Here is a 23,485-nt window from a genome sequence, read left to right on the forward strand (position 1 = left end):
GGCGGGGAGTCGTGACCAGTCGGCGGGGGCGATGGGCGCAGCGGACGCGGGGCGGGCCTCCAGGCCGGCGGCACGGCTTCACGACGCGCCGCGTGCGCTTCGCCGAGATCGCACGAACCGTCGCTCGACAGGCGCTTTCGAGTGCCAGACCGCCTCGGTTGCACCACGCAACTTTCGTGCGTGACGCGCCGCTCGACTCCGGCGGAATCATGCATCATGCGGCAGGCCCGTGCATTACAGCGGTGTAAACAAATCGCCCCCGGTTCGTTCTGTTCCGTGACAGGGTGATACCAATGAGCGTTCCTGGCCGGGCACACAGACGTTCCACCCTCCGGCTCAGGACTCTTGCAATCATGACCAGAGAGGCAGCGGACATGGCATCCGTGACCAAGTGGGGCAAGCGCGGCATCGCGCTCGGCGCCGGTGCAGCAGCGACGGCGCTGGTGCTGACCGGCTGCGCGAGCAGCAGCGTGAGTGACACCGAACTGAACGGCCTGAGCATCGGGACGACGGACAAGATCACGTCCCTCGACCCGGCCGGTTCCTACGACAACGGCTCCTTCGCCGTGCAGAACCAGGTGTTCCCGTTCCTGATGAACACGCCCGTGGGGAGCCCGGACGTCGAGCCGGACATCGCCACGAAGGCGGAGTTCACGAACCCGACCACCTACGAGGTCACCCTCAAGGACGGGCTCGAGTTCGCGAACGGCAACAAGCTCACGTCGAGCGACGTGAAGTTCTCGTTCGACCGCGAGCTGAAGATCAACAACGAGAACGGCCCGCAGTCGCTGCTGGCCAACCTCAAGAGCATCGACACCCCGGACGACACCACCGTGGTGTTCAACCTCGACCACGCCGACCAGACCTGGCCGCAGGTGCTCTCGAGCCCCGCGGGTCCGATCGTCGACGAGGACGTCTTCAGCGCGACGAAGCTCACCAGCGCCGACGACATCGTCAAGGGCAAGGCCTTCGCCGGGCAGTACCAGATCAGCTCCTACAAGGAGAACGACACGATCCAGTACAAGACGAACCCGAAGTACGACGGCCTCCTCGGCAAGGCGAAGACCGACGAGGTCACCGCCAGCTACTACACCAAGGAGACCGACCTCAAGCTCGCCGTGCAGAAGGGCGACGTCGACGTGGCGTACCGCTCCCTGACGCCGACCGACATCTCGGACCTGCGCAAGGACGACTCCCTCAAGGTCACCGACGGCCCCGGCGGCGAGATCCGCTACGTGGTCTTCAACTTCAAGACGCAGCCGTTCGGCACCGGGCAGGACGACGCCGACGAGGCGAAGGCCCTGGCCGTGCGCCAGGCCGCTGCCGACGTGGTCGACCGTGCCCAGCTCGCGAAGGAGGTCTACAACGACACCTTCACCCCGCTGTACTCGATGGTCCCGGACGGCCTGACCGGCGCGGTCCAGCCGTTCAAGGAGATGTACGGCGACGGCGACGGCGGCGCGGACGTGTCCAAGGCGAACAAGACGCTGTCTGACGCCGGCGTCAAGGGCAAGGTGCAGCTCGACATCCAGTACGCGCCCGACCACTACGGTTCGGCCTCGGACGACGAGTACGCGCTGCTCAAGCAGCAGCTCGAGGACTCCGGTCTGTTCACCGTCAACATCCAGTCGACGGTCTACACGACCTACGCCCAGGAGCGCACCAAGGACGCCTACCCCGTGTACCAGCTCGGCTGGTTCCCGGACTTCTCCGACGCCGACAACTACCTGTCGCCGTTCTTCACCAAGGAGAACTTCGTCCAGAACCACTACGACGACCCGGAGATCCAGGACCTCATCGCGAAGGAGCAGGCCGAGTCCGACCCGGACAAGCGTGCTGACCTGATCGAGCAGGCCCAGGAGCGCGAGGCCACCCAGATCTCGACGCTGCCGCTGCTGCAGGGCAAGTCCGTCGCGGTCGCCGGCAAGGACGTCAAGGGCCTGACCCTCGACGCCTCGTTCAAGTTCCGGTACGCCACCCTGAGCAAGTAGCACCAAGCCCCACGTGCAGGCCGCGGGCGTTCCCACGAGGAGCGCCCGCGTGCCTGTGCAACGGCGACGAAAGGCACACACCCCGTGACCCTCAGCACTCCCGAGGCGACGCAGGACGTGAACGGCACCGATCCCACCAAGCCACAGGCACAACGCAGTGCCAAGAACAGTGGCGGCGGACTCGGCCGGTACATCCTCGTCAGGTTCCTCCTCATCATCCCGACCGTCTTCATCCTGGTGACGCTCGTGTTCTTCCTGATGCGCGTCATCGGGAACCCGATCACCGCGTCGGTCGGCGGTCGACTCACGCCGAGCCAGCTGCAGGAACGCCTGCACGCCGCCGGGTACGACCGGCCGGTGCTCGTGCAGTACTTCGAGTACCTCGGCAACATCCTGCGCGGCGACTTCGGCACCTCGTCGACGGACAACCGTCCGATCACCGACATCATCGTCACGTACGGCGGTGCGACCGCGGAGCTCGTGTTCTACGCGCTCATCGTCGCGCTGGTGCTCGGCATCCCGCTCGGCATGCTCGCCGCGTACACGCGTGACAAGTGGCCGGACGTGCTGCTCCGCGCGCTGGCGATCCTGACCTACGCCACGCCGGTGTTCTTCGGTGGTCTGCTGCTCAAGCTCGTCTTCTCGGTGTGGCTCGGCTGGCTGCCCCTCGGCGACCGGGCCTCGACCCGGGTGTCGCTCATCCTCGACGGCATCCCTGGCGCGAGCGGCATATACATCATCGACGCGCTCCGCACCGGCAACGCCCAGGTCATCGGCGACGTGCTCCAGCACGCCGTCCTGCCAGCGCTGACGCTCGGCCTGCTCACCGCCGGCATCTTCCTGCGCCTGGTGCGCGCGAACATGATCGGCTCACTCGGCTCCGAGTACGTCGACGCCGCCCGGTCCCGCGGTGTGCGCGAGTCACGGTTGGTGCGCACCCACGCGTTCCGTCCGGCCCTCGTGCCGATCATCACCGTGATGGGGCTGCAGATCGCGATGCTCCTGGGCGGCTCGGTGCTCACCGAGACGACCTTCGGGTGGCGCGGTCTGGGCTTCGAGCTCAACCAGTACCTGTCGGCCCGTGACTTCGTCGCGGTGCAGGGCATCGTCGCGATGCTGGCGGTGATCGTCGCGGTGACCAACTTCATCGTCGACGTCGTCGCCGCCCTGATCGACCCGAGAGTGAGGTTCTGACGATGGTCGACACCACCCTCGTCGACCGCCACGAGCCGCTCTGGAAGCGGCTCCCCGTGGTGGTCCAGCTCCGTCGGAGCACCGGCTGGCAGCGCGCCATGCTCATCGTCGGCGTGGTCATCTGCGCCCTCTACCTGCTCGTCGCGGTGTTCGCCCCGCTCCTCGCCCCGTACGGCTTCGGCCAGCTGCAGGGCGCGGACGGGCAGAGCTTCCCGCGTACCGGCGCACCGAGTGCCGAGCACATCTGGGGCACGACGGTCGGCGGCTTCGACGTGTTCAGCCGCGTGCTCTACGGCGCCCGCACGGCCGTGCTCGTCGTCATCGTCGCCGTGATCGTCTCGATCATCGTCGGTGTCCTGCTCGGCATGGTCTCCGGGTACCTGGGCGGCTGGCTCGACCGCGTGCTGGTGGTCGTGGCCGACGCCATCTACGCATTCCCGTCGCTGCTGCTCGCGATCATCGTGTCCATCGTCATCTCCGGCGGCAACTCGAGCTACTCGGGCGGCATCATCGCGGCGGCGATCTCGATCACCGTCGTCTACGTGCCGCAGTACTTCCGCGTGGTGCGTGCCGAGGCCGTCCGGCTGAAGAACGACGCGTTCGTCGAGTCGGCGCGCGTGATGGGCACGAACCCGTGGCGCATCATGACGCGGCACGTCCTGCGGAACTCGACCCGTTCGCTGCCGCTCATCCTGACGCTCAACGCGAGCGACGCGATCCTGACCCTGGCCGGCCTCGGCTTCCTCGGGTTCGGCATCGGCCCGACGTCCGGAGCCGAGTGGGGCTACGACCTGAGCCGTGCACTCTCGGACGTCGCGAGCGGCGTCTGGTGGACCGGTGTCTACCCGGGTGTCGCGATCGTGGTGCTCGTGCTCGGTGTGACCTTCATCGGCGAGAGCCTGAACGACATCTCCGATCCCCGCCTGCGTGCACGCCGCCGGCTGAAGCAGCTGGTGTCCACGCGCAACGCCGGGAACGACACGGAAGGGACGGGCGCATGACCCCGACCACCCGCCTGCAACCGGGCGACACCACCACCGAGCCGGTCGTCGTCGTCGACGACCTGACCGTCACCTTCGCGACCGACGGCGGCGCCGTCGACGCGGTCAAGGGCGTCAGCCTCGACGTCCGCCCCGGCGAGGTCCTCGCCCTGGTCGGCGAGTCCGGCTCGGGCAAGTCCGTCACGGCCCGCAGCATGCTGCGGCTCATGCCGAAGACGGCGACACTCGGCGGCGCGGTGCTGCTCGACGGCACCGACGTCGTGTCGGTCGGCTCGCAGAAGCTCCGCGAGCTCCGCGGGACGGCCGGCGCGATGGTGTTCCAGGAGCCGTCGACCGCGCTCAACCCGGTCTTCACCGTCGGGTGGCAGATCGCCGAGGGGCTCCGTGCCCACGGCGGCGTGTCCAAGAAGGAAGCACGGGCGAAGGCCATCGACTATCTCGGCCGCGTCGGCATCCCCGACCCCGAGACCCGCGTCGACCACTACCCGCACCAGTTCTCCGGTGGGCAGAAGCAGCGCGTGGTCATCGCGAGCGCACTGGCCCTCGAGCCGAGCGTCATCATCGCGGACGAGCCAACAACGGCACTCGACGTCACGGTGCAGGCCGAGATCCTCGACCTGCTGCGTCGCTGCCGCGACGAGTTCGGCACCGCGATCGTCGTCATCACGCACAACATGGGCGTCGTCGCCGACCTGGCCGACCGCGTCGCCGTGATGTACCAGGGCGAGATCGTCGAAGAGGCCACGGCGACGGCACTGTTCGCGACGCCGCAGGCCGACTACACCAAGCGGCTGCTCGCTGCGGTGCCCCGGCTCGAGGCGTCCACCGGGGTGGCCCGGCGCGCCGCGATCTCCGAGGACGTCACCCCGCTGGTCGAGGCGAAGGGGCTCGAGATCGAGTACCCCGGCCGGCTCGGGTCGCCGGCGTTCAAGGCGGTCAAGGGCGTCGACCTGGCGATCCGTCCGGGTGAGGTCCTCGGCCTGGTGGGGGAGTCCGGCTCGGGCAAGACCACCATCGGCCGGGCCATGGCGGGCCTGACGAAGGTCACCGGCGGCTCGCTCACGGTGCTCGGCGCCGAGATGCTCGGGTACCGCGAACGCGACTTCAAGCACCTGCGCAAGGACATCGGCTTCGTGTTCCAGGACCCGGCGACCTCGTTCAACCCGCTGCTGACGATCGCCGAGTGCGTCGCCGAGCCGCTGGTCGTGCACAAGGAGGTCTCGAGCCCCCGTGCCGCGCGCAAGCGGGTGGACGAGCTGCTCGAGGCCGTGCAGCTGCCGGCCGCGTACGGCGACCGCTACCCGCACGAGCTCTCCGGCGGGCAGCGCCAGCGTGCATCGCTCGCCCGGTCGCTCGCGCTCCGGCCGAAGCTGCTCATCGCCGACGAGCCGACGAGTGCGCTCGACGTCTCCGTGCAGGCCCGGGTGCTCGAGCTCTTCCTCGAGCTGCAGCAGGACCTCGGCTTCGCCTCGCTGTTCATCAGCCACGACCTCGCGGTCGTCGGCGCGCTGTCCGACCGGATCGCGGTGCTGTACCGCGGCGACCTGGTCGAGACGGGCACGACGGCGCAGGTCCTCGGCGCGCCGCAGCACCCCTACACGCAGCGGCTCCTCGCGTCGCTGCCGGTGCCGGACCCAGCCGAGCAGGCGGAGCGACGGCGTACGCTGGAGCGACTGGAGAACGTCGGGTCCTGACCCGACGTGACCCGCCCTGGAGGCCCGCCCAGCGTCGTCGACGCACGCCGGGCCTCCAGGGCGGTCGTCTCCACTGCTGCACGCACGACGGACCTGCCAGGGCGGCCCGTCGCGAACCGCCGCCAGGGGGCGGCGTGGAAGGGGACCCATGATCGCGGTCAACGGACCGGCGGTCGTCGCGGACGACGTGTCGATCGAGTACCGGGGCGGACGCGGGGGCGAGTCCATCCGGGCCGTCGACGGCGTGAGCCTCACGGTCCGGCAGGGGGAGATCCTCGCCCTGCTCGGTGAGTCGGGATCGGGCAAGTCGACCTTCGCCGCCGCCATCGCCGGCCAGCTCGGATCCCACGGCGAGGGCGAGGGCGCTCTCCGTCGGCACATCGTCGGCGGCGAGCTGACCGTGCTCGGCCAGAAGACCCGGGGCCTCCGCCCTTCGTCACGCAAGCTCGAACGGCTGAGCGGCCGGATCGGGTACCTGCCGCAGGACGGCGCCGACCGGCTCAGCCCGGACCTGACCGTCGGCGAGGCCGTCGCCGAACCGATCTACGCCCGCGACCGCCGATTCGACCGGCGCGAGGCCGGGCTCATCGTGGCCCGGCTGCTCGACGCGGTGCACCTACCGCTCGGGGCGATGCGCCTGAACACCTGGGAGCTCTCGAGCGGGCAGCGTCAGCGTGTCGCCCTGGCGAAGGCGCTCGTGCTCGAGCCCCAGCTCCTGGTCGCGGACGAACCGGCGCGTGGCGTCGACGTACTCGTGCGGCAGTCCGTGCTCGAGGCCCTGGCGACCCTGCAGCGCGGCCGGCAGTTCTCGGCCGTCGTCGTGTCCAGCGACCTGCGCGAGGCCCGCGCCCTCGCCGACCGCGTCGCCGTGATGGCCGATGCCCGGCTCGTCGGGCTCGGCACCTTCGACGAGGTCCTCGACAACCCGGTCGACCCCTACGTGAAGACCCTCGCCTCGACCGCGGCCCGCGGCGTGAAGCGTCGTCCGGCACCGACCACGGCCCGCCGTTCGTCGGCGCCGCGCCGTCCGCTCGCCGCCGGCACCGGCCCGCGCACCGACCGTCAGGAGAACGCGTGAGCACCACTTCCCAGGGCCCCCGCGGCCACCGCGCCGTCGTCCCCACGTCGGGTGCACCGCTGCCGATCGACGCCCCGCAGCCCGGGCCGGTCGCCGTGCTGCCGGAACCGACGGACCTGCACGTGGACGCCGTGACCGAGGCCGGCGGCACCGTCGCGCCGCTCGACGCCGACACCCGCGGGGTCGTCTGGCTCGACCCCCGCGACCCGGCCGGCCTCGCCGACGCGCTGTCCTCGGCGCCGGGGGTGGGTTGGGTGCAGCTGCCGTTCGCCGGCGTCGACGCCTTCGCGCACCTGATCCAGGAGCACGGCGACCGCGTGCTGTTCACCTCGGCCAAGGGTGCCTACGCGGAGCCGGTCGCCGAACACGCGCTCGCGTTGACCCTCGGCACGCTCCGGGTCCTGCAGAAGCGCGCTCGTGCGTCGTCCTGGACGACCGAGCCCGAGGGCGTCTCGCTGTACGGGCGGAACGTCGTCGTGATCGGTGCCGGCGGGATCGCCCTCGAGTACCTCCGGCTGCTCGCCCCGTTCGACGTCGACGTCACCGTCGTGCGCCGCTCGCCCGAGCCCGTGCCGGGAGCCGCGCGGACCGTCACCACCGACGAGCTCGACCGGGTCCTGCCCGACGCCGACGTCGTGATGATCGCAGCGGCGATGACCTCGGGCACCGCGAAGCTCTTCGGTGAGGAGCAGTTCCGGATCATGAAGCCGTCCGCCCGGCTCGTGAACATCGCCCGCGGCGGACTCGTCGACACCGACGCGCTGGTCGCCGCCCTGCGGACGGGGGAGATCGCCGCGGTCGGCCTCGACGTCACCGAGCCCGAGCCGCTGCCCGACGGGCATCCGCTCTGGTCGGAGCCCGGCGCGGTCATCACCCCGCACCAGGCCGACACCCCGGAGATGGTCGCACCCCTGCTCGCCGAGCGCGTCCGGCTCAACGCCGCGGCGTTCCTCGGGGGCGACGGCGGGGGCTTCGTCGGCGTCGTCGACCCGGTCGCCGGCTACTGACACGGGGGCCTCGAAGCGCGGCGCGCCCGGGCGGCGTGTCCGATGCGGTGGAGGGCCTCGGCGTCCTGCTATGCTGTTACCCGTTGTTCGCACGTCATTCGCCAGCGGACAGTGATCCTCGATAGCTCAATTGGCAGAGCAGCCGGCTGTTAACCGGCAGGTTGTTGGTTCGAGTCCAACTCGGGGAGCGACAGGTCCTCATCCCTTCGGGGTGGGGATCTTTTGCGTTGCTGTCGTCGTGCGCGTTCGGTGCTCCCTGTACGATCGTTCCGTCATGACGAACACTCGGGAGTCCCGCCGCGGACGTTCGGAGCGAACGGAGCGGCGGTCCGTCGTGCAGGCGGTGGACGTCGCACTGTCGTCACGAGCGTCGTTCGTGGTGGTGCTGACGGTCTTCGTCGTCATGGGGTTCGCCTTCGCCGGGTGGTTCCACGTCCACGTGGCCGCGGCCCCGGACGAGCGAGGGCACGTCTGGAACATCCTGCTCTACGCCGAGCGCCCCGTGCTCGCGGGCCCCTACCTGCAGCAGGTCGACCCGTCGCAGCTCTGGATGGGCGAGCTCGTCCGGTCGCCGCTGTACCTGTACCACTACCTGATGTCGTTCCCCGCGCGCGGAGCACTCGCGATCGGGCTCGACTACGAGCAAGTCGTCTTCGTTCTCCGTGCCGTGGACGTGCTGTGGGCAGCTTCGGGGCTCATCGCGCTCCGGTCGCTGTTCCAGCACGCTCGCGTCCCCGCGTCGATCGGGCTGCTCGCGATCGTGGCGACGGCGTTCACGGGGCGGTTCACCTGGCAGGCCGCGTCGGTGAGCTACGACGCCCCGGCCATGGCAGCGCTCTTCGTGTTCGCCGCCGTCGCGGTCCGTTTCGTCCGCGGTGGGGGACTGCGCACGCTGGCCTGGATGGCCGTCGCAGCGCTGTTCGCCCTCCTGATGAAGTACTCGCAGGCGCCGTTCGTGCTCGCGGGAGGGTTCTTCGCCATCCTGCTGCGGTACCGCGCCGCCGGCTGGTCGTGGTTGCGGCACCCGGTGCAGCGAACCGTCGGGGGACTCCGCGCGCGACCCGGACAGTCGATCGTGCTGCTCGTGATCGGCGGTGTGCTGACCGCTCTCGCGATCGAGCGCTTCGGCCTGAACCTGTTGCAGTTCCACGCGGTGAACCCCGCCTGTACTGCCCTGCACAGTCGTGCCGATTGCATGGACTACGCGATCTTCCGCCGGAACTACGCCGCTTCCCGCGCCCACGACCTGGCCGAGGTGAACGGAACGCTGCCGGCGTTCGCGCCGCTGTCCTTCCTGCGGTCATGGGTGACGATCTACTTCCAGTCACTTTTCTTCTTCTGGGGCGCCTCGTTCCCGTGGCGTCCGAACCCGTCGGTCGTCGTGTTCGGAGCCTCGAGCGCCGTCGTCGGCATCGGGATCGCGCTGACGCAGGCCCGACGGATCCTGCACGATGCGGCGCTCACCTGGTGCGCCGCGGTCGCGGCGACCTACACGTTCGCCGTCCTCTGCTTCAACGCCGCCACGATGGTCAACTTGGGGGAGTCGTACGCGTTCTCCGGTCGCTACCTGTTGCCAGCGATGCCGTTGGCCGTGGTCGTCGTCCTGGTCGGTGTCCGGACGTGGCTCCGACGTCTCCGACCGCGAACGCGTGCCGTCGCGACGGCCGTGGTCGGCGTGGTGCTCGCCGCGCTCTTCGTGTTGTACAACCCGCTGAGCGCGTTCTTCCCCTACGCACACTCCGCCGCGTGGTACTCCGATTGGGGGCTCGACGTCCTGCCGAGATGGCTGACCGGGGTCGAGTCGTGAGCGCGTCCCGTCGCGCCCGTGGGGTGAGCGTCGGAGTCGCCTCAGCTGCCTTCGTCGTGGTGATCGGTGTCGCAGCCTTCCTCAGGCCGGGCGACGACGGGGGTACGAGTCACGATGTCGACGGTTGTGCGGTGGTGTCCGAGCCGGGGCCGGCCACGGCGACGGCGTGCCCCGGAGCCGACCTGTCATCGGTCGATCTCTCGACGGCCGACCTCCGGCTCGCAGACCTGCGTGGTGCTGACCTCCGTGACGCAGACCTCTCCGAGACCGTGTTCTTCGGAGCCGACCTGCGCTCGACCGACCTGCGCGGCGCGGACCTCCGGGAGGCTGATCTGCACGCCGCCGATCTGCGCGGTGCTGATCTGCGCGGAGCCCGGCTCGCGGACGCTGATCTCTCCTCCGCCCGGATCGACGGTGCAGACGTCTCCGGTGCCGACCTGTCGGGCGCTCGGATCGAGCAGATGAGCGTCCGGGGCACAGCACTGGAACCCGGAGCGCTCTCGGTCCGGAGCACCGACGGCACAGCAGTCCGCGTCGTGCTCCGACTGGAACTGCCACTCGGACTGACTTCTCCGAACTGCAGTGACCGTGTGGTCACCGCGCCGGTCGGCACGACGACCGTCCGGTGCCAGATCCGCACGGACGCACGACACGGCGGTCGTCTCGAGGCGCCGGTGGACGTCGTCGTCGCCGGACAGGACAGCTGAACCTCGATCGCGGTCAGCGAGCGTCGGGCTCGACCCTGAGCGTGCCGTCCCGGTTGTTGTCCTCGATGATGCCCTGTCGGGGCACGTAGACGTCGAGGTAGTCGAGCCGGAAGTGCTGGAGTTCTGCAGCGTGTTCGTCGAGGAACGTCCGGACCTGCTCGGGCATGGTCCGCCGGGTGTCCGAGCCGACGACGACGGCGTCGAACGGTCCGTTCTCAGGGCGCATGGAGCCACGGTCCCCGAAGTAGATGCGCCAGGTGTTGGCGCTGAACTGGCTGAAGAGGACGCCTTCGGAGTCGTGTCCGCGGACCTTCAGAGCATCCGAGAGCAGAGCGATCCCGCTCGGACGGGTCTGCACGACGGCGACGCCCAGCCGTGCGACGGGGATGAGCAGCGCGGCGACGAGCACTGCTGCCGCAATGCGTCCGAGGGGCGGCCGGACGGTCGCCAGTCGCCCGTACCCGATCGCCGCCAACGCGATGATGAACGGTATCCACGCGTCGTAGTAGTACGGCAGCGAGACGTTGGCGACGATGACGTAGAAGACGAGGAAGACACCGAGGGCGATGCCGAGGTACGCGACCAGGCGGTCCGGTCGGACGACGAGCGCGGCGACCACACCGATGGTCAGGACGGTGAGCAGCAACCAGCCCGTGCCGTCGGCGAGGAACGCGAAGTTCGCCCACCACGGTGCCGCCGGGTAGATCGTCCCGAGGATGGTCGTCGGGTGCCCGTGGGCGTTCTGCTGCGCCTGGAACCGGAGCATCTGCCCGATGGCCGCGAAGAGCCCGACCGGCAGGTAGACGACGACGAACACGACCACGAACGCGATGCCGCCGTACAGCGCACCGACCCCCAGGTCGCGCCACCGACGGAACAGCAGGGGGAGTGCTCCCACGGCGAGGACGAGCACCGCCGTCGACACCTTCGAGGTCACGGACAGTGCGAGCAGCGCACCCGCTGCGGCCACCCACCACCGGTTGCCGGTCCGCATCCAGCGCCAGGCCGCGGCGAGCGAGGCGACGGCGAAGAAGACCATGAGGGGTTCGAGCATCGCGAACCGCTCGATGCGGACGCCGATGACCGACCCGGCTTCCGCCCAGGACGAGCCCGAGCCACGCGGCGTCAGCCACCACATCGCCGCCGCGGTCAGGCCGGTCCAGAAGCCGACCTCGCGTCGCAGCCAGAGGAACAGGACGACACCCGTGCCGAGCATCGCGGTCGCAGCCACCAGCCTCGGTCCGAGCGGCCCCTGTCCCACCAGGAGCTGCGCCACGCCGTACACGTACTTCGCGAGCGGCGGGTGCTCGAGGTTGAGCGAGAAGTTCCCGTGCACGTAGGCCCAGCTCGCGCGGAGGTACACGAACTCGTCGTTCACGATGGTCGGACGGCCGAGGTGCCAGTAGGCGACGAACACAGCAGCCAGGGCGACGACCACGAGGGCCGTCGCACGGACGGGGCGGGAGTGCAGGCGGGGGATGAGGACCTCCAGGACAGGGCGATGCCGGACCATCATCGCAGGAGCCGCCGTACGGGTCGTCCGCAGCGCTTGCTGTTAGCGTTCACAGGTGCACCGTTCCCGTTCGCCTCGACTCACGCTCCTGGGCGTCGTCGTCGCCGTGACGGCGGTGCTCACCGGCTGCAGCAGCGTCGGCCCGGACACCGACGCGTCCGAGGACCCGACGAGCTCGGACACCGGCCTGGGCTCGGGCGCGTCGCCCGTGGTCTTCGCGTTCGTCTGCGCCGCCGACGGATCGGACAGCGAGACCTACACCACCTACTCGGCGGTGTGGGAGGCCGAGCGCGCCGACTGCTCGGCGAAGCGCCTGACCGGGTCGGTGCCGTCGAGCCAGCAGCAGGCCGCGGTGGCGGCGGCGCGCGGTGACGCGACCCTCGTCGAGCTCGCGAGCACGTGCGCGGTCCGCGGCTCGGCGCCGTGGACGTCGGCGGTCGCCGACGCGCGCGGTGCGCACGTGGCCGCCGGGCTCCTGCGGTACTGCCCCGGGCACCCGGAGACCGACCGCCTGCGCGACGCACTGGCTGCCTACCGGGGCTGAGCCGGGCCTCCAGGCCGCCCGCCGGACCAGCGACGGGCTGGACGGCACCGGGTGCCGACGTCGACGGGCGTCAGCCCTCGGGGTGGTCGCGACCCGGCAACCAGGACTGGCCGGGGCCGCCCCAGCTGCTCTTGCGGATCGCCTTGGCGACCTGCTTGCCGTAGGGGTGCACCAGGCGGTCGGCGTAGAGCCAGCCGTCCAGGTGGTCGTACTCGTGCTGGAAGATCCGGGCCAGCCAGCCGTGCGCCTCGACCTCGAACGGGGTGCCGTGCTCGTCGAAGGCCCGCAGCAGGGCGCCCTCGGAACGGCGGAGCGGGAACCGCTCACCAGGGATCGACAGGCAGCCCTCGGACTCCTCGTCCTCGTCGAGCTCCTCGACCGATTCGGGGACCGGGGGCGTGATCCACAGGACGGGGTTCACGGCGGCGCCCCGGTGCAGGACGTCGTCGTCGTCGGTGTAGGAGTACACGAACAGGCGCTTGCCGACGCCCACCTGCGGACCGGCCAGGCCGACGCCCGGTGCCAGGTCCATGGTCTCGAGCATGTCGGCGACGAGGGTGCGGAGGTCGTCATCGAACGCGGTGACCTCGGCTGCACGCTCGTGCAGGACGGGTTCGCCGGTGATGCGGATCGGGAGAACGGCCATTCACCCAGGTTATCCGGCGGGGGACGGTAGCCTCGACGCGTGACGACGGACCTCCAGCTGCCCGACGCCGTGAGCAACCTCACGCCGTTCCAGGCGCTGATGATCCCGGTGGCGCTGATCGGTGCGGTGTTCCTGTCGCTCGGGGCGCAGTTCCAGAGCCGCGGGGTGCAGCGGGTCGAGGCGCGTCTCGGTCGGCAGTCGAAGGGGCTGAGCGTCAGGCACGTGGTCGGGCTCGTCTCGAGCGGTTACTGGGTGCTCGGCACGCTCATGCTCGGCATCGCGGTGGTGCTCCAGCTCATCAGCATCACGTTCGCGCCCCTGATCGTCGTGCAGCCGCTGGGTGCCGTCGCCCTCGTCATCACGACGTGGTTCTCGTCGCGGTCGTCCGGTGTGCCGCTCGGTCGTCGTGCGCGGCGGGCCGTGTGGACGTGCATCATCGGTGTCGGCATCTTCGTCGGGATCGCGGCGTTCGTCGGGCACGAGAGCGCGATCACCCGCCAGCAGCTCGTCACCGTGCTGGTGATCCTGGCCGTCGTGCTGGTGCTCGTGCTGGTGTCGTTCCGCCTGGTCGCCAAGCACCGCAGTGCGCTGTACTACATCGTCGGGGCGGGGGTGCTCTACGGGTTCGTGGCGACGCTGGCGAAGGTCGTGCTCAACCGGTTCGTGAACGGCACCTTCGACTGGCTGACCGTGCTCGCCATCGCCGGGGTGGTCGTGGCGGCGTCGCTCGGTGGGTACTTCGTGCAGAACGCGTACTCGAGCGGGTCGGCCGACCTCGTGATCGCGGGGTTGACGGTGATCGATCCGATCGTCGCGGTCGGCATCGGCGTGATCGTGCTCGGCGAGGCCTCGGGGGCGCCGTGGTTCGCGGTGGCGGGGTTCGTGGTGGCCGCGGGCATCGCCATCACCGGGGTGTTCCTGCTCGCCAAGCACCACCCGCAGACCCGGGCCTGACGCCGGCCGGCGCGGGCGACCGGCGCGCACGCGGCGGTGCACTCGCCGCGCACCCCGGGTGGTCGCCGCCCTCATCCGCGCGGCTGACGCGACCGTCGATCCTGGTGCGATAGCGTCACTGCCGACCAGCCATCGCCCACGAGAGGACGAACTCAGCCGTGTCAGGAGACGCCACCACCGCCACCGCCGGACCGACGGAAGCGACGGGCGGTCACCGACCGTTGCGCGTGCTGATCGCAGCGGACACCTTCGCCCCCGACGTCAACGGCGCCGCCACCTTCGCCGAGCAGCTCGCCGTCGGCCTGGCCGAGCGCGGGCACGAGGTGCACGTCGTGGCCCCGGCCTCGAGCCGCCACTACGGCACCTTCGACGAGGAGCACCACGGCGTCACGCTCGTCGTGCACCGCCTGAAGTCGTACAAGTGGCCGCTGCACCCGTGGCTGCGCTTCGTCTGGCCGTGGAGCGTCCGGAAGTGGACCGGCCCGATCCTCGACGCCGTCAAGCCCGACGTGCTGCACATCCAGTCGCACGTGGTCATCGGCCGCGGCATCGTGCACGAGGCGAACGACCGCGGCATCCGGGTCATCGCGACGAACCACTTCATGCCGGAGAACCTGCTCGAGTACACGCCGTTCGGCAAGTGGACGCTGCCCCTCGCGCTGAAGATCGCGTGGAGCGACGCCGCCAAGACCTACCGGCTGGCCGACACCATCACGACGCCGACGAACCTGGCCGCCGACTACCTGCGGAAGGCCATCGCCGGCCAGCAGGTCCTCGCGATCTCGTGCGGCATCGACGCGTCCCGGTACGTGGCGCGCGAGGGACGCCCGGTCAACAACGACATCGTCTTCGTCGGTCGCGTGGCCCCCGAGAAGAACCTCGACGTGCTCGTCCGCGCGGTGGCGCTGCTGCCCGCCGAGCTGTCCGCGACGCTGACCATCGTCGGCGACGGCGAGATGATCCCGAAGCTGACCGCGTTGGCGAAGGAGCTCGGGCTCGAGGACCGCGTGCGGTTCCTGGGGTTCGTCTCCGACGAGCGCAAGCAGGAGGCCCTGACCAACGCGACGGTGTTCGCGATGCCGTCGACGGCGGAACTGCAGAGCATCTCGTCGCTCGAGGGGATGGCGTCCGGGCTGCCCGTCGTCGCCGCCGACTCGATGGCGCTGCCGCACCTGATCGACGGCAACGGGTACCTGTTCACCCCGGGCGACGTGGACGACCTGGCGGCGAAGCTCACGACGGTGCTCACCGCGCCCGAGTCGGAGTACGTCGCGATGCGGGATCGCAGTCTGACCATGATCGAGGCACACGACATCAACCGCACGCTGTCGACGTTCGAGTCGCTGTATCGTGGTGAGCCGGTGGCCTGAGGGTCTCCGGCGAGGGGCGGTAGCCAAGCTGGTCAAGGCAGTCGGCTCATAACCGAACGATCCGCGGGTTCGAGTCCCGCCCGCCCTACGTGCACATGCCAAGGAAGCGCGACACGTCGCAGGACGACCACGCACCGACACCGAACGTCACCTTCGAGGTGACCCGTGGCGGTACCGGCGTGCGCGTGAACGCCTTCCGCCTCGGGTTCATGGGCGCCATCGGGGTGCTCGTCGCGCTGCTCGCCGGTGCGATCATCAACGAGCTCAGCACGGTGCTGGTCTACATCGGGGTCGCGCTGTTCCTGGCACTCGGTATCGACCCGCTCGTGTCGTTCCTGGAGCGGATCATCCCGCGCTGGTCCGCCATCACGATCGTCGTGGTGGTCGTCCTCGGGGCCTTCGCCGGCATCGTCTTCGCCGTCGTCCCGATCCTGGTGGAGCAGGCGTCGAACCTGGTCCAGAACTTCCCCGAGATCGTGCAGGACATCTCGCAGCAGCCGTGGGTGCAGGACCTGTCGAAGCAGTTCGCCGGGTCGTTCGACATCGACCACGCGCTGCAGTCGCTGCAGTCCTTCGTCGAGAAGCCGGGCAACCTGCTCAGCGTCGGCGGCGGGATCCTGGCGGTCGGCAGCGGGATCCTGTCCGGGGTCACCGGGGCGCTCATCGTCATCATCCTGATGCTCTACTTCCTCGCGTCGATGCGGGGCATGAAGCGCGCGGCCTACCGGTTCGTCCCGGCGTCGCGTCGCCAGAACTTCATCGACGTGAGCGAGCAGATCACGCAGGCGGTCGGCCGGTACGTCGTCGGGCAGGTGTCGCAGGCGCTCATCAACGGCATCCTGAGCTTCATCTTCCTGCTCATCATCGGTGCACCGCTGCCCGTGCTGCTCGCGTTCATCGCGTTCCTCGGCTCGCTGATCCCGCTGGTCGGCACGCTGGCCGCCGCGATCGTGATCTCGCTGCTCTGCTTCTTCGCGTCGCCGGCCACCGCCCTGTTCTCGGGCATCTACTACCTGGTCTACATGCAGGTCGAGGCCTACCTGATCTCCCCGCGCATCATGTCGCGGGCGGTCCAGGTGCCCGGCGCCCTCGTGGTCATCGCGGCGGTCGCCGGCGGCACGATCGGCGGCGTGCTCGGCGCGCTCGTGGCGCTGCCCGTCGCGGCGTCGGTCATCATCATCGTGCAGAAGGTCATCTACCCCCGCCAGGAGCAGGCGTGACGAGCGGCACCGGCGCTGCCGACGACGCGCTCGTCGCCGCCTTCGCCGAGCACGTCCACGACCGTGACCGCTGGGCGCGCAGTGCCCGTGGACCGCTCGCCCTGGTGAACGCCCAGCACGTCGACCACCCGCAGCCGGTCTGGCCGGTCCCCGGGACGTGGGCCCCGGCCGTCGGCGGACTCACCGTGACGGCCGAGGCATCCGACGGCGTCGTCGTCGACGGCGTCCCGGTCGACGGCACGGTCCTGGTGGCCGGGGACACCGCCGTCGTTCCGTCGACCGTCGCGCTGCCAGACGGCTTCGCCGGCACCGTCAGCGGCGACACCCTGCGCGTCTGGGACCCGTCGTCCGAGGCGATCGCCCGCTTCGCGCAGATCGCCCGCTTCGCCTGGTCCGGCGACTGGGTGACGTCCGGCACGTACGTCCCGCTGGTCGGGGACGCCCTGGAGGCCCGTGGCAGCGTCCGTGACGCCGCCGGCGACGCCCTGCCGGTCGCCGGACACGTCGAGACCGTCGTGGGTGGTGCCGCGGTGCACTTCGTCGCCGTCCGGTCGGCTGCCCACCGCGGAGCCGCCCGGCTGCAGCTCATCGTGCAGGACGCCACGAGTGCCCTGCCCGAGGACGACCCGGGCAGCACCTACTCGATGGGTCGGTTCCTGTACCTCGACGACCCCGGCACGGAGGCCACGGTCGAGCTCGACTGGAACCTGCTGGTCCTGCCGCCGTGCGCGTTCTCGTACCAGTACGCGTGCCCGATCCCACCGGAGGACAACCGCGTCCCGGTGCCGATCACGGCGGGGGAGCGACACCCGGTCGACGCGGACGGTGCCGTCCTGCACTGATCGGGGTCGGTTCCTTGCCGTTCCCAGCCGCGGCGCTGCATAATGGGCGTGTCCCGTCGGGACATCACAATCGCATACCGATGGTTCCGTGGCCCCTCGGGTCAGGATCCTCCGCACCAGGTCGATGGGGAAGTCGCACCTGACGTATCGGAGGAACCGTGAACGGAACGACGACAGGAGTGCTCTACGTGCACTCCTCACCCCGCGCGCTCTGCCCGCACGTCGAATGGGCAGCAGGTCGCGCGATGAACCGCGCCGTGAACTTCTCGTGGCTCGACCAGCCCGCACAGGACGGTGCGCGCCGGACCGAGTACACGTGGACCGGTGCGGTGGGCGCCGGCGCCGCGATCGCGTCGGCCCTGCGCGGATGGGAACACCTGCGGTACGAGGTCACCGAGGAGCCGACGAGCGCCTCGGACGGCGGTCGCTGGATGCACACGCCCGACCTCGGCGTGTTCTACGCGCAGACCGACGTCACGGGCAACATGGTCATCCCCGAGGACCGGGTGCGCTACGCGATGGAGGTCGCGGGCAGCAACGCCCTCGAGCTGCACCGTGAGCTCCGACTCGCACTCGGGCAGGCCTGGGACGACGAGCTCGAGCCCTTCCGCCACGCGGCCGAGGGCAACCCGGTCGTCTGGCTGCACCGCGTCGGCTGAGCCAACTCGCAACACGCGGGCGTGTCGGGTGCGCCAGACGCCGGCGTGTCGGGTGCGCCAGACGCCGGTGTGTCGTCCGGACACCGCCACAGACTCGAGACGCCGCCGAATACGGCGGCGTCTCGTCGTTTCCGGGGCGCCTCAGCGACACGACGGCGTGTTGCCGGGACTCCAACCGGCACCGGAACGACGGAAGCCCGCCCCGACGACGCGGGACGGGCCTCCTGGCAGGGTGGGACGGATCAGACGCTGCGGAACGCGACCACGGCGTTGTGGCCGCCGAAGCCGAACGAGTTGCTGACCGCGAGCAGGTCGCCCTCGGGCAGTGCACGCGGCTCGCGGGCCACGTCCATGACGATCTCCGGGTCCTGGTCGTGCAGGTTGATCGTCGGCGGGGCGACGCGGTTGTGCAGCGCGAGGACGGTGAAGACCGCCTCGATCGCGCCGGCACCACCGAGCAGGTGGCCCGTCGAGGCCTTGGTCGCGGACACCACGACGTCGTCCAGGTGGTCGCCGAAGACCCGACGCATCGCGTGGTACTCGGCGACGTCACCGACGGGGGTCGAGGTGGCGTGCGCGTTGACGTGCACGACGTCCTCGATGCTCGCGTCGGCGTGCTCGAGGGCCTGCAGGACCGCACGGGCGGCGGCGCTGCCCTCGGGGTCCGGCGCGGTGATGTGGAAGGCGTCCGAGGTGATGCCGGAGCCGGCGACCTCGGCGTAGATCGTCGCGCCGCGGGCCTCGGCGTGCTCCTTCGACTCGAGGATGAGCGCCGCAGCGCCGTCACCGAGCACGAAGCCGTCACGCGTGACGTCGTACGGACGCGATGCGGTCTCGGGGGAGTCGTTGCGGCGCGACAGGGCCTGCATCGCGGCGAACGCGGCCAGCGGGAGTGGGTGCAGCGCGGCCTCGGCGCCACCGGTGATGACGATGTCGGCGTCGCCGTCGGCGATGTGCCGGTACGCCTCGGCCAGCGACTCGGTCGACGACGCGCAGGCGGACAGGTAGGTGCGGGCACCACCACGGGCGCCGAACTCCATCTCGATGGCGGCGGCGGGTCCGTTCGCCATGAGCATCGGGACCGTCATCGGCAGGACGCGACGCGGACCCTTCTCGCGCAGGGTGTCCCAGGCGTCGAGCAGCGTGTTGACGCCACCGATGCCGGTCGCCCAGTCGACGATCAGGCGCTCGGGGACGACGGACTCGTCGTCGATGCCGGCGTCGGCCCAGGCCTCGCGCGCCGCGACGAGCGACAGCTGCGACGAGGGGTCGAGGCGCTTCGACTCGGGGCGGGTGAGCTGGTCGGTGAGGAACCGGCGCGCCTGGCCGGCGAACTCCACCGGGAGTTCGAGCTCGGCGTAGCGGGGGTCCTCGATGCGGGTGATGCCGGACTTGCCGGCGAGCAGCGCGTCCCAGGTGTCCGGGGCGGTCGCGGCGAGGGGTGAGATCGCACCGATCCCGGTGACGACGACGGTCTTCTTGGTCATGGGACGACGTGTTCTTTCGTTGGGGTGAACAAGATGAGCGCCACGGCCCGCAGGGGTCCGCGGGCCGCGGCGCTCAGGAAGCTCGTGTCAGGCCTGGGCCTTGACGATGTAGTCGACCGCGTTGCCCACGGTCTTGAGGTTCTTGACCTCTTCGTCCGGGATCTTCACGTCGAACTTCTCCTCGGCGTTGACCACGATGGTCATCATCGAGATGGAGTCGATGTCGAGGTCGTCCGTGAAGGACTTGTCGGCGGCGACGGTGTCGGTGGCGATACCGGTCTCGTCGTTGATCAGCTCGGCCAGGCCGGCGAGGACTTCTTCGTTGGACAGGGCCATGAGTGTTCTCCTTGAAGGGGGGTGTCGTTTGACCGTTGACCAGCCTAGGGCACGCGGGGTCCGGGTGCGCGGAGGCTCGTCGGGATGGGGACCGGGCGCGCGGTTGCGCGACCGGACGGGGATCAGGGGAGGACGACCACCTGGGCACCGAACACGAGTCCGGCGCCGAAGCCGATCTGCAGGGCGAGGCCGCCCGACAGGTCCGGGTGCTCCTCGAGCAGGCGGTGCGTGGCGAGCGGGATGCTCGCGGCGGAGGTGTTGCCGGTGGTGGTGATGTCGCGGGCGATCGTCACCGTCTCGGGCAGGCCGAGCTGCTTGGCGAACTCGTCGATGATGCGGATGTTCGCCTGGTGCGGCACGAACGCGGCGAGGTTCTCGGGGCGGACGCCGGCGGTCTCGAGCGCCTGGCGGGCGACCTTGACCATCTCCCAGACGGCCCAGCGGAACACCGTCTGCCCGGCCTGGCGCATGGTCGGACGCGGTGCGCCGGCCTCCCACTCGTTGTAGGTCGCGGTCATGCCGATGGCGTCCCACTTCGAGCCGTCGGAACCCCAGATGGTGGGGGCGATGCCCGGGAAGTCGCTCGGGCCGATCACGGCGGCGCCGGCACCGTCCCCGAGCAGGAACGAGATCGAGCGGTCGGTCGGGTCGACGACGTCGCTGAGCTTCTCGGCCCCGACGACCAGCACGTGGTCGGCGAGCCCGGACTTGATGAACGAGTCGGCCTGGGCGATGCCGTAGGCGTACCCGGCACAGGCGGCGCTGATGTCGTACGCGGCGGCCGGGGTGGCGCCGATGCGCTCGGCGAGCAGCGACGCCATCGACGGGGTCGCCACGGTGTGCGTGACGGTGCTCACGAGCACGACGCCGATCTGGGACGGCTCGATGCCGGCCTTCTCGATGGCCTCGCGTGCGGCGGCCTCGGCGAGGTCGACGGCCTCGACGTCCTTGCCCGCGCGCTTGCGGGTGATGATGCCGGTGCGCTGGCGGATCCACTCGTCGGACGAGTCGATCGGGCCGACGAGGTCGTCGTTCGGCACGACGTTCTCGCCGCGGGCGGCGCCGAACGCCAGGATCCGGGTGAACTCGTGGCCGCTGCGCTGCTGGAGCAGCGGGCGCGCGGATCCGGTCGGGAGGCCCGTGGGGGCGTCCGTCGGGGTGGTCGGGTCGGTCATGCGGTTGCGTCTGCTTCCTGGCCCGCGCGCTGCAGCAGGTCGATCGCTGCAGGCAGGTCGTCGGGGGTCTTGACGGCGACGGTCGGCGTGCCGCGGAGGCCGCGCTTCGCCAGGCCGACGAGGGCACCGGCGGGTGCGAGCTCGATGATGCCGGTCACGCCGGCGGCGGAGAAGGACTCCATGACCGCGTCCCAGTGCACGGGGCTCGCGATCTGCTGGACCATCAGGTCGACGAAGCGGCGCCCGTCGTCGACGCGGGAGCCGTCGGCGTTGGTCCAGATCGGCAGGGTCGGGTCCTGCACGGTGGTGGCGGCCGCGACTGGGGCGACCCGCTCGACGGCGGGGGCCATGTACCGGGTGTGGAACGCACCGGCCACGGCGAGCGGGATCACCCGGGCCTTGGCGGGCGGGTCGGAGGCGAGGGCCGCGATGGCGTCTGCGGCACCCGCGACGACGGTCTGGCCGCCACCGTTGTGGTTCGCGGGCACGAGGCCGTGCTCGGCGAGGGCTGCGGCCACCGCGTCGGCGTCGCCACCGAGGACGGCGGCCATCGAGGTCGGCTCGAGCGCTGCGGCGTCCGCCATGGCCCGGCCGCGCTCGGCGACCAGGGCGACGGCGTCGGTCGGCTCGAGGATCCCGGCGACCGCGGCGGCGGTGAACTCGCCCACCGAGTGTCCGGCGACCCCGCCCACCAGCGCACGACGGCCCTCGGCGAGCAGTGCGTCGGCGGTCACCAGGCCGGCGGCCACGATGAGGGGCTGTGCGAGCGCGGTGTCCTTGATGGTGTCCGCGTCGGAGTTCGTGCCGTGCTCGGCGAGGTCGACGCCGATCGACTCCGACCACTGCCCGACTCGTTCACGAACGGTGGCGTCCTCGAGCCAGGGGGCGAGGAAGCCGGGGGTCTGGGAGCCCTGTCCGGGCGCGACGACGACGATCACCGGACAATCCTCGCGTTCTCGTCCCGCGGGGCCCGTGTGGACTTCCCACACGAATCCCCGCGGGACATTGTCGGTTCTCTACCGTCCGGAGCGCTCTAGCGTCGGGGTGTGATGCGGCGACGGCCGGTCGCGGACTCGGACATCGCGCCGAGGATGAGCGCCGACTGCACGATCAGGGCGTCCCGGGCGTGCGTGGCGTCCCACCCGATGATGTCGGCGACCCGGCGCAGGCGGTAGCGCACGGTGTTCGGGTGCACGAAGAGCTCGCGCGCCGTGGCCTCGAGCGACCGGCCGGTGTCCAGGTAGCACCACAGCGTCTGCAGGAGCTCGGTGGACTGGTCCTTGAGTGGGACGTAGATGCGCTGCACCAGGGCCGACCGGGCGAGCGGGTCGCCGGCAAGGGCCCGTTCGGGCAGCAGGTCGTCGGCCAGGGCCGGACGGGGCACGCCGCGCCAGGCACGCGCGACGGCGAACCCGGCGAGGGCGGCCTTCGCGCTGGTCGAGGCGTCGACGACCCCGGGGACCTCGTTGCCGAGCACCAGGTGGCCCTCACCGAACAGCGGCTCGAGGGCCTGCGCGATGGTCGTGAACGAGACGGGCTCCTCGCCCTCGGGGACGTCGTCGCGGGGGGTGGCGCGACCGATCACCACGACGAGCCGCGACCCCTGGACCCCGACGAGCACATCGGCGTCCATGTGCCGTGCGGTGCGGCGGACCTGGTCGACCTCGAGCTGCTTCGGTGCGGTGCCGACGAGCACCGCGACCTCGCCGTGGCCGTGCCATCCGAGGGCGGCGATGCGGGACGGCAGTTCGTCGTCGTACTCGCCGGAGAGGATCGAGTCGACCACGAGTGCTTCGAGCCGGGCATCCCACAGACCGCGGGCCTCGGCCGCGCGGGCGTAGACGTCGGCGGCGGCGAACGCGATGTCGCGGGAGTACTTGAGGATCGCCTCCTGCAGCATCTCGTCGTCGGCCGCGCGTTCCTCGACCACGGTCACCACGACGCGGATGAGCTGCAGGGTCTGCTGCAGGCTCACCGAGCGCAGGAGCTCCCGCGGGGCGGACCCGAAGACGTCGGCCGCGGCGATCCACGGCGTCGACGCGGTGCCCTCGAGCCAGCTGATGAACGAGGTGATGCCCGCCTGGGCGACGAGGCCCACGGCGGAGCGGCGCCCCGGCGGCATCTCGCTGTACCAGGGGAGCGTGTCCTCGAGCCGCTTGATCGTGGCGGTGGAGAGTTCTCCGGACACCTGACGGAGCCAGGAGAGCGCGCGCTCGCGCGCGCTCTCCTGGCTCTCGTGGTCCGGGCGGACCGTCGTCAC

At 70.6% G+C, this 23,485-nt stretch carries 21 protein-coding genes and 2 tRNA genes; 16 read left to right on the forward strand and 7 right to left on the reverse strand.

Translation table 11 applies throughout. The features are described from left to right. The first annotated feature begins 374 nt into the window (after positions 1-374). The 9 genes from DEI98_RS08965 (at position 375) to DEI98_RS09005 (ending at position 10,479) form a co-directional block, all read left to right on the forward strand. Entirely contained in the window at positions 375-1,991 is a 1,617-nt protein-coding gene (locus tag DEI98_RS08965; RefSeq protein ID WP_111100539.1) for an ABC transporter substrate-binding protein, read from the forward strand. An 84-nt stretch (positions 1,992-2,075) separates the two neighbouring features. After that, positions 2,076-3,185: an ABC transporter permease gene (locus DEI98_RS08970; RefSeq protein WP_372439454.1), complete on the forward strand. Its 1,110-nt coding sequence runs from the start codon at positions 2,076-2,078 to the stop codon at positions 3,183-3,185. A 2-nt stretch (positions 3,186-3,187) separates the two neighbouring features. Further along, the gene (locus DEI98_RS08975; RefSeq protein ID WP_111100540.1) at positions 3,188-4,186 is read left to right on the forward strand and encodes an ABC transporter permease; all 999 of its coding nucleotides are present in this window, start codon (positions 3,188-3,190) and stop codon (positions 4,184-4,186) included. After that, positions 4,183-5,880, forward strand: coding sequence for an ABC transporter ATP-binding protein (locus DEI98_RS08980; RefSeq protein WP_111100541.1), 1,698 nt, complete (start codon positions 4,183-4,185; stop codon positions 5,878-5,880). The genes DEI98_RS08975 and DEI98_RS08980 overlap by 4 nt, the downstream gene beginning before the upstream one ends. Positions 5,881-6,028: 148 nt before the next feature. Next, a complete protein-coding gene (locus tag DEI98_RS08985) occupies positions 6,029-6,958 on the forward strand; it encodes an ATP-binding cassette domain-containing protein (RefSeq protein ID WP_110864664.1) in 930 nt (309 codons plus the stop codon). Then, on the forward strand, positions 6,955-7,965 hold the full coding sequence (locus DEI98_RS08990; RefSeq protein WP_258370787.1) for a D-isomer specific 2-hydroxyacid dehydrogenase family protein: 1,011 nt from the start codon (positions 6,955-6,957) through the stop codon (positions 7,963-7,965). Before DEI98_RS08985 ends, DEI98_RS08990 begins: the two co-directional genes overlap by 4 nt. Before the next feature lie 115 nt (positions 7,966-8,080). Then, positions 8,081-8,153: transfer RNA gene (locus tag DEI98_RS08995), tRNA-Asn, on the forward strand. Between the two features lie 86 nt (positions 8,154-8,239). Then, complete coding sequence (locus DEI98_RS09000) at positions 8,240-9,772, forward strand: hypothetical protein (RefSeq protein ID WP_111100542.1); 1,533 nt, start codon at positions 8,240-8,242, stop codon at positions 9,770-9,772. A 131-nt stretch (positions 9,773-9,903) separates the two neighbouring features. Further along, on the forward strand, positions 9,904-10,479 hold the full coding sequence (locus DEI98_RS09005; RefSeq protein ID WP_244993470.1) for a pentapeptide repeat-containing protein: 576 nt from the start codon (positions 9,904-9,906) through the stop codon (positions 10,477-10,479). A 13-nt stretch (positions 10,480-10,492) separates the two neighbouring features. Here DEI98_RS09005 and DEI98_RS09010 read toward each other — a convergent pair whose 3' ends face one another. Then, on the reverse strand, positions 10,493-11,995 hold the full coding sequence (locus tag DEI98_RS09010) for a glycosyltransferase family 39 protein (protein ID WP_111100543.1): 1,503 nt from the start codon (positions 11,993-11,995) through the stop codon (positions 10,493-10,495). 52 nt (positions 11,996-12,047) lie between these two features. Here DEI98_RS09010 and DEI98_RS09015 point away from each other — a divergent pair, with 52 nt between their 5' ends. After that, entirely contained in the window at positions 12,048-12,536 is a 489-nt protein-coding gene (locus tag DEI98_RS09015) for a hypothetical protein (protein ID WP_071405350.1), read from the forward strand. A gap of 70 nt (positions 12,537-12,606) precedes the next feature. Here DEI98_RS09015 and def read toward each other — a convergent pair whose 3' ends face one another. Then, positions 12,607-13,182 (reverse strand): peptide deformylase, encoded by a 576-nt coding sequence (def, locus tag DEI98_RS09020; protein ID WP_071405349.1) that lies wholly within the window; start codon positions 13,180-13,182, stop codon positions 12,607-12,609. A 39-nt stretch (positions 13,183-13,221) separates the two neighbouring features. On the opposite strand from def, the gene DEI98_RS09025 reads away from it, so the two are divergent. The 6 genes from DEI98_RS09025 to DEI98_RS09050 all read left to right on the forward strand — a co-directional run bounded on the left by DEI98_RS09025 (position 13,222) and on the right by DEI98_RS09050 (position 18,227). Continuing rightward, positions 13,222-14,136: a DMT family transporter gene (locus DEI98_RS09025; RefSeq protein WP_173033410.1), complete on the forward strand. Its 915-nt coding sequence runs from the start codon at positions 13,222-13,224 to the stop codon at positions 14,134-14,136. Positions 14,137-14,294: 158 nt separating this feature from the next. After that, entirely contained in the window at positions 14,295-15,506 is a 1,212-nt protein-coding gene (locus DEI98_RS09030) for a glycosyltransferase (protein WP_110864667.1), read from the forward strand. 13 nt (positions 15,507-15,519) lie between these two features. Beyond that, positions 15,520-15,594, forward strand: a tRNA-Ile gene (locus tag DEI98_RS09035). A 7-nt stretch (positions 15,595-15,601) separates the two neighbouring features. Beyond that, on the forward strand, positions 15,602-16,726 hold the full coding sequence (locus tag DEI98_RS09040; RefSeq protein WP_181437993.1) for an AI-2E family transporter: 1,125 nt from the start codon (positions 15,602-15,604) through the stop codon (positions 16,724-16,726). After that, the gene (locus DEI98_RS09045; RefSeq protein WP_111100544.1) at positions 16,723-17,568 is read left to right on the forward strand and encodes a DUF1684 domain-containing protein; all 846 of its coding nucleotides are present in this window, start codon (positions 16,723-16,725) and stop codon (positions 17,566-17,568) included. Before DEI98_RS09040 ends, DEI98_RS09045 begins: the two co-directional genes overlap by 4 nt. A gap of 158 nt (positions 17,569-17,726) precedes the next feature. Next, on the forward strand, positions 17,727-18,227 hold the full coding sequence (locus DEI98_RS09050; RefSeq protein ID WP_027465337.1) for a DUF3145 domain-containing protein: 501 nt from the start codon (positions 17,727-17,729) through the stop codon (positions 18,225-18,227). 242 nt (positions 18,228-18,469) lie between these two features. Here DEI98_RS09050 and DEI98_RS09055 read toward each other — a convergent pair whose 3' ends face one another. From DEI98_RS09055 to DEI98_RS09075, 5 genes are all read right to left on the reverse strand, one after another. Beyond that, the gene (locus tag DEI98_RS09055; RefSeq protein ID WP_027465338.1) at positions 18,470-19,714 is read right to left on the reverse strand and encodes a beta-ketoacyl synthase; all 1,245 of its coding nucleotides are present in this window, start codon (positions 19,712-19,714) and stop codon (positions 18,470-18,472) included. Between the two features lie 87 nt (positions 19,715-19,801). Continuing rightward, positions 19,802-20,050, reverse strand: coding sequence for an acyl carrier protein (locus tag DEI98_RS09060; protein WP_017886710.1), 249 nt, complete (start codon positions 20,048-20,050; stop codon positions 19,802-19,804). 122 nt (positions 20,051-20,172) lie between these two features. Then, positions 20,173-21,225, reverse strand: a complete 1,053-nt coding sequence (locus DEI98_RS09065; RefSeq protein ID WP_111100545.1) for a beta-ketoacyl-ACP synthase III — start codon at positions 21,223-21,225, stop codon at positions 20,173-20,175. Beyond that, positions 21,222-22,163: an ACP S-malonyltransferase gene (locus tag DEI98_RS09070; protein WP_111100546.1), complete on the reverse strand. Its 942-nt coding sequence runs from the start codon at positions 22,161-22,163 to the stop codon at positions 21,222-21,224. Before DEI98_RS09070 ends, DEI98_RS09065 begins: the two co-directional genes overlap by 4 nt. A 95-nt stretch (positions 22,164-22,258) precedes the next feature. Then, positions 22,259-23,485, reverse strand: a complete 1,227-nt coding sequence (locus DEI98_RS09075) for a CdaR family transcriptional regulator (protein ID WP_027465341.1) — start codon at positions 23,483-23,485, stop codon at positions 22,259-22,261.

It is taken from the genome of Curtobacterium sp. MCLR17_034, assembly GCF_003234485.1.
Lineage (GTDB): Bacteria > Actinomycetota > Actinomycetes > Actinomycetales > Microbacteriaceae > Curtobacterium > Curtobacterium flaccumfaciens.

Coding starts and splice junctions, on each gene's coding strand:
- DEI98_RS08965 (WP_111100539.1), top strand. CDS start 375: ATGGCATCCGTGACCAAGTGGGGCAAGCGCGGCATCGCGCTCGGCGCC.
- DEI98_RS08975 (WP_111100540.1), top strand. CDS start 3,188: ATGGTCGACACCACCCTCGTCGACCGCCACGAGCCGCTCTGGAAGCGG.
- DEI98_RS08980 (WP_111100541.1), top strand. CDS start 4,183: ATGACCCCGACCACCCGCCTGCAACCGGGCGACACCACCACCGAGCCG.
- DEI98_RS08985 (WP_110864664.1), top strand. CDS start 6,029: ATGATCGCGGTCAACGGACCGGCGGTCGTCGCGGACGACGTGTCGATC.
- DEI98_RS09000 (WP_111100542.1), top strand. CDS start 8,240: ATGACGAACACTCGGGAGTCCCGCCGCGGACGTTCGGAGCGAACGGAG.
- DEI98_RS09010 (WP_111100543.1), bottom strand. CDS start 11,995: ATGATGGTCCGGCATCGCCCTGTCCTGGAGGTCCTCATCCCCCGCCTG.
- def (WP_071405349.1), bottom strand. CDS start 13,182: ATGGCCGTTCTCCCGATCCGCATCACCGGCGAACCCGTCCTGCACGAG.
- DEI98_RS09040 (WP_181437993.1), top strand. CDS start 15,602: ATGCCAAGGAAGCGCGACACGTCGCAGGACGACCACGCACCGACACCG.
- DEI98_RS09055 (WP_027465338.1), bottom strand. CDS start 19,714: ATGACCAAGAAGACCGTCGTCGTCACCGGGATCGGTGCGATCTCACCC.
- DEI98_RS09060 (WP_017886710.1), bottom strand. CDS start 20,050: ATGGCCCTGTCCAACGAAGAAGTCCTCGCCGGCCTGGCCGAGCTGATC.
- DEI98_RS09065 (WP_111100545.1), bottom strand. CDS start 21,225: ATGACCGACCCGACCACCCCGACGGACGCCCCCACGGGCCTCCCGACC.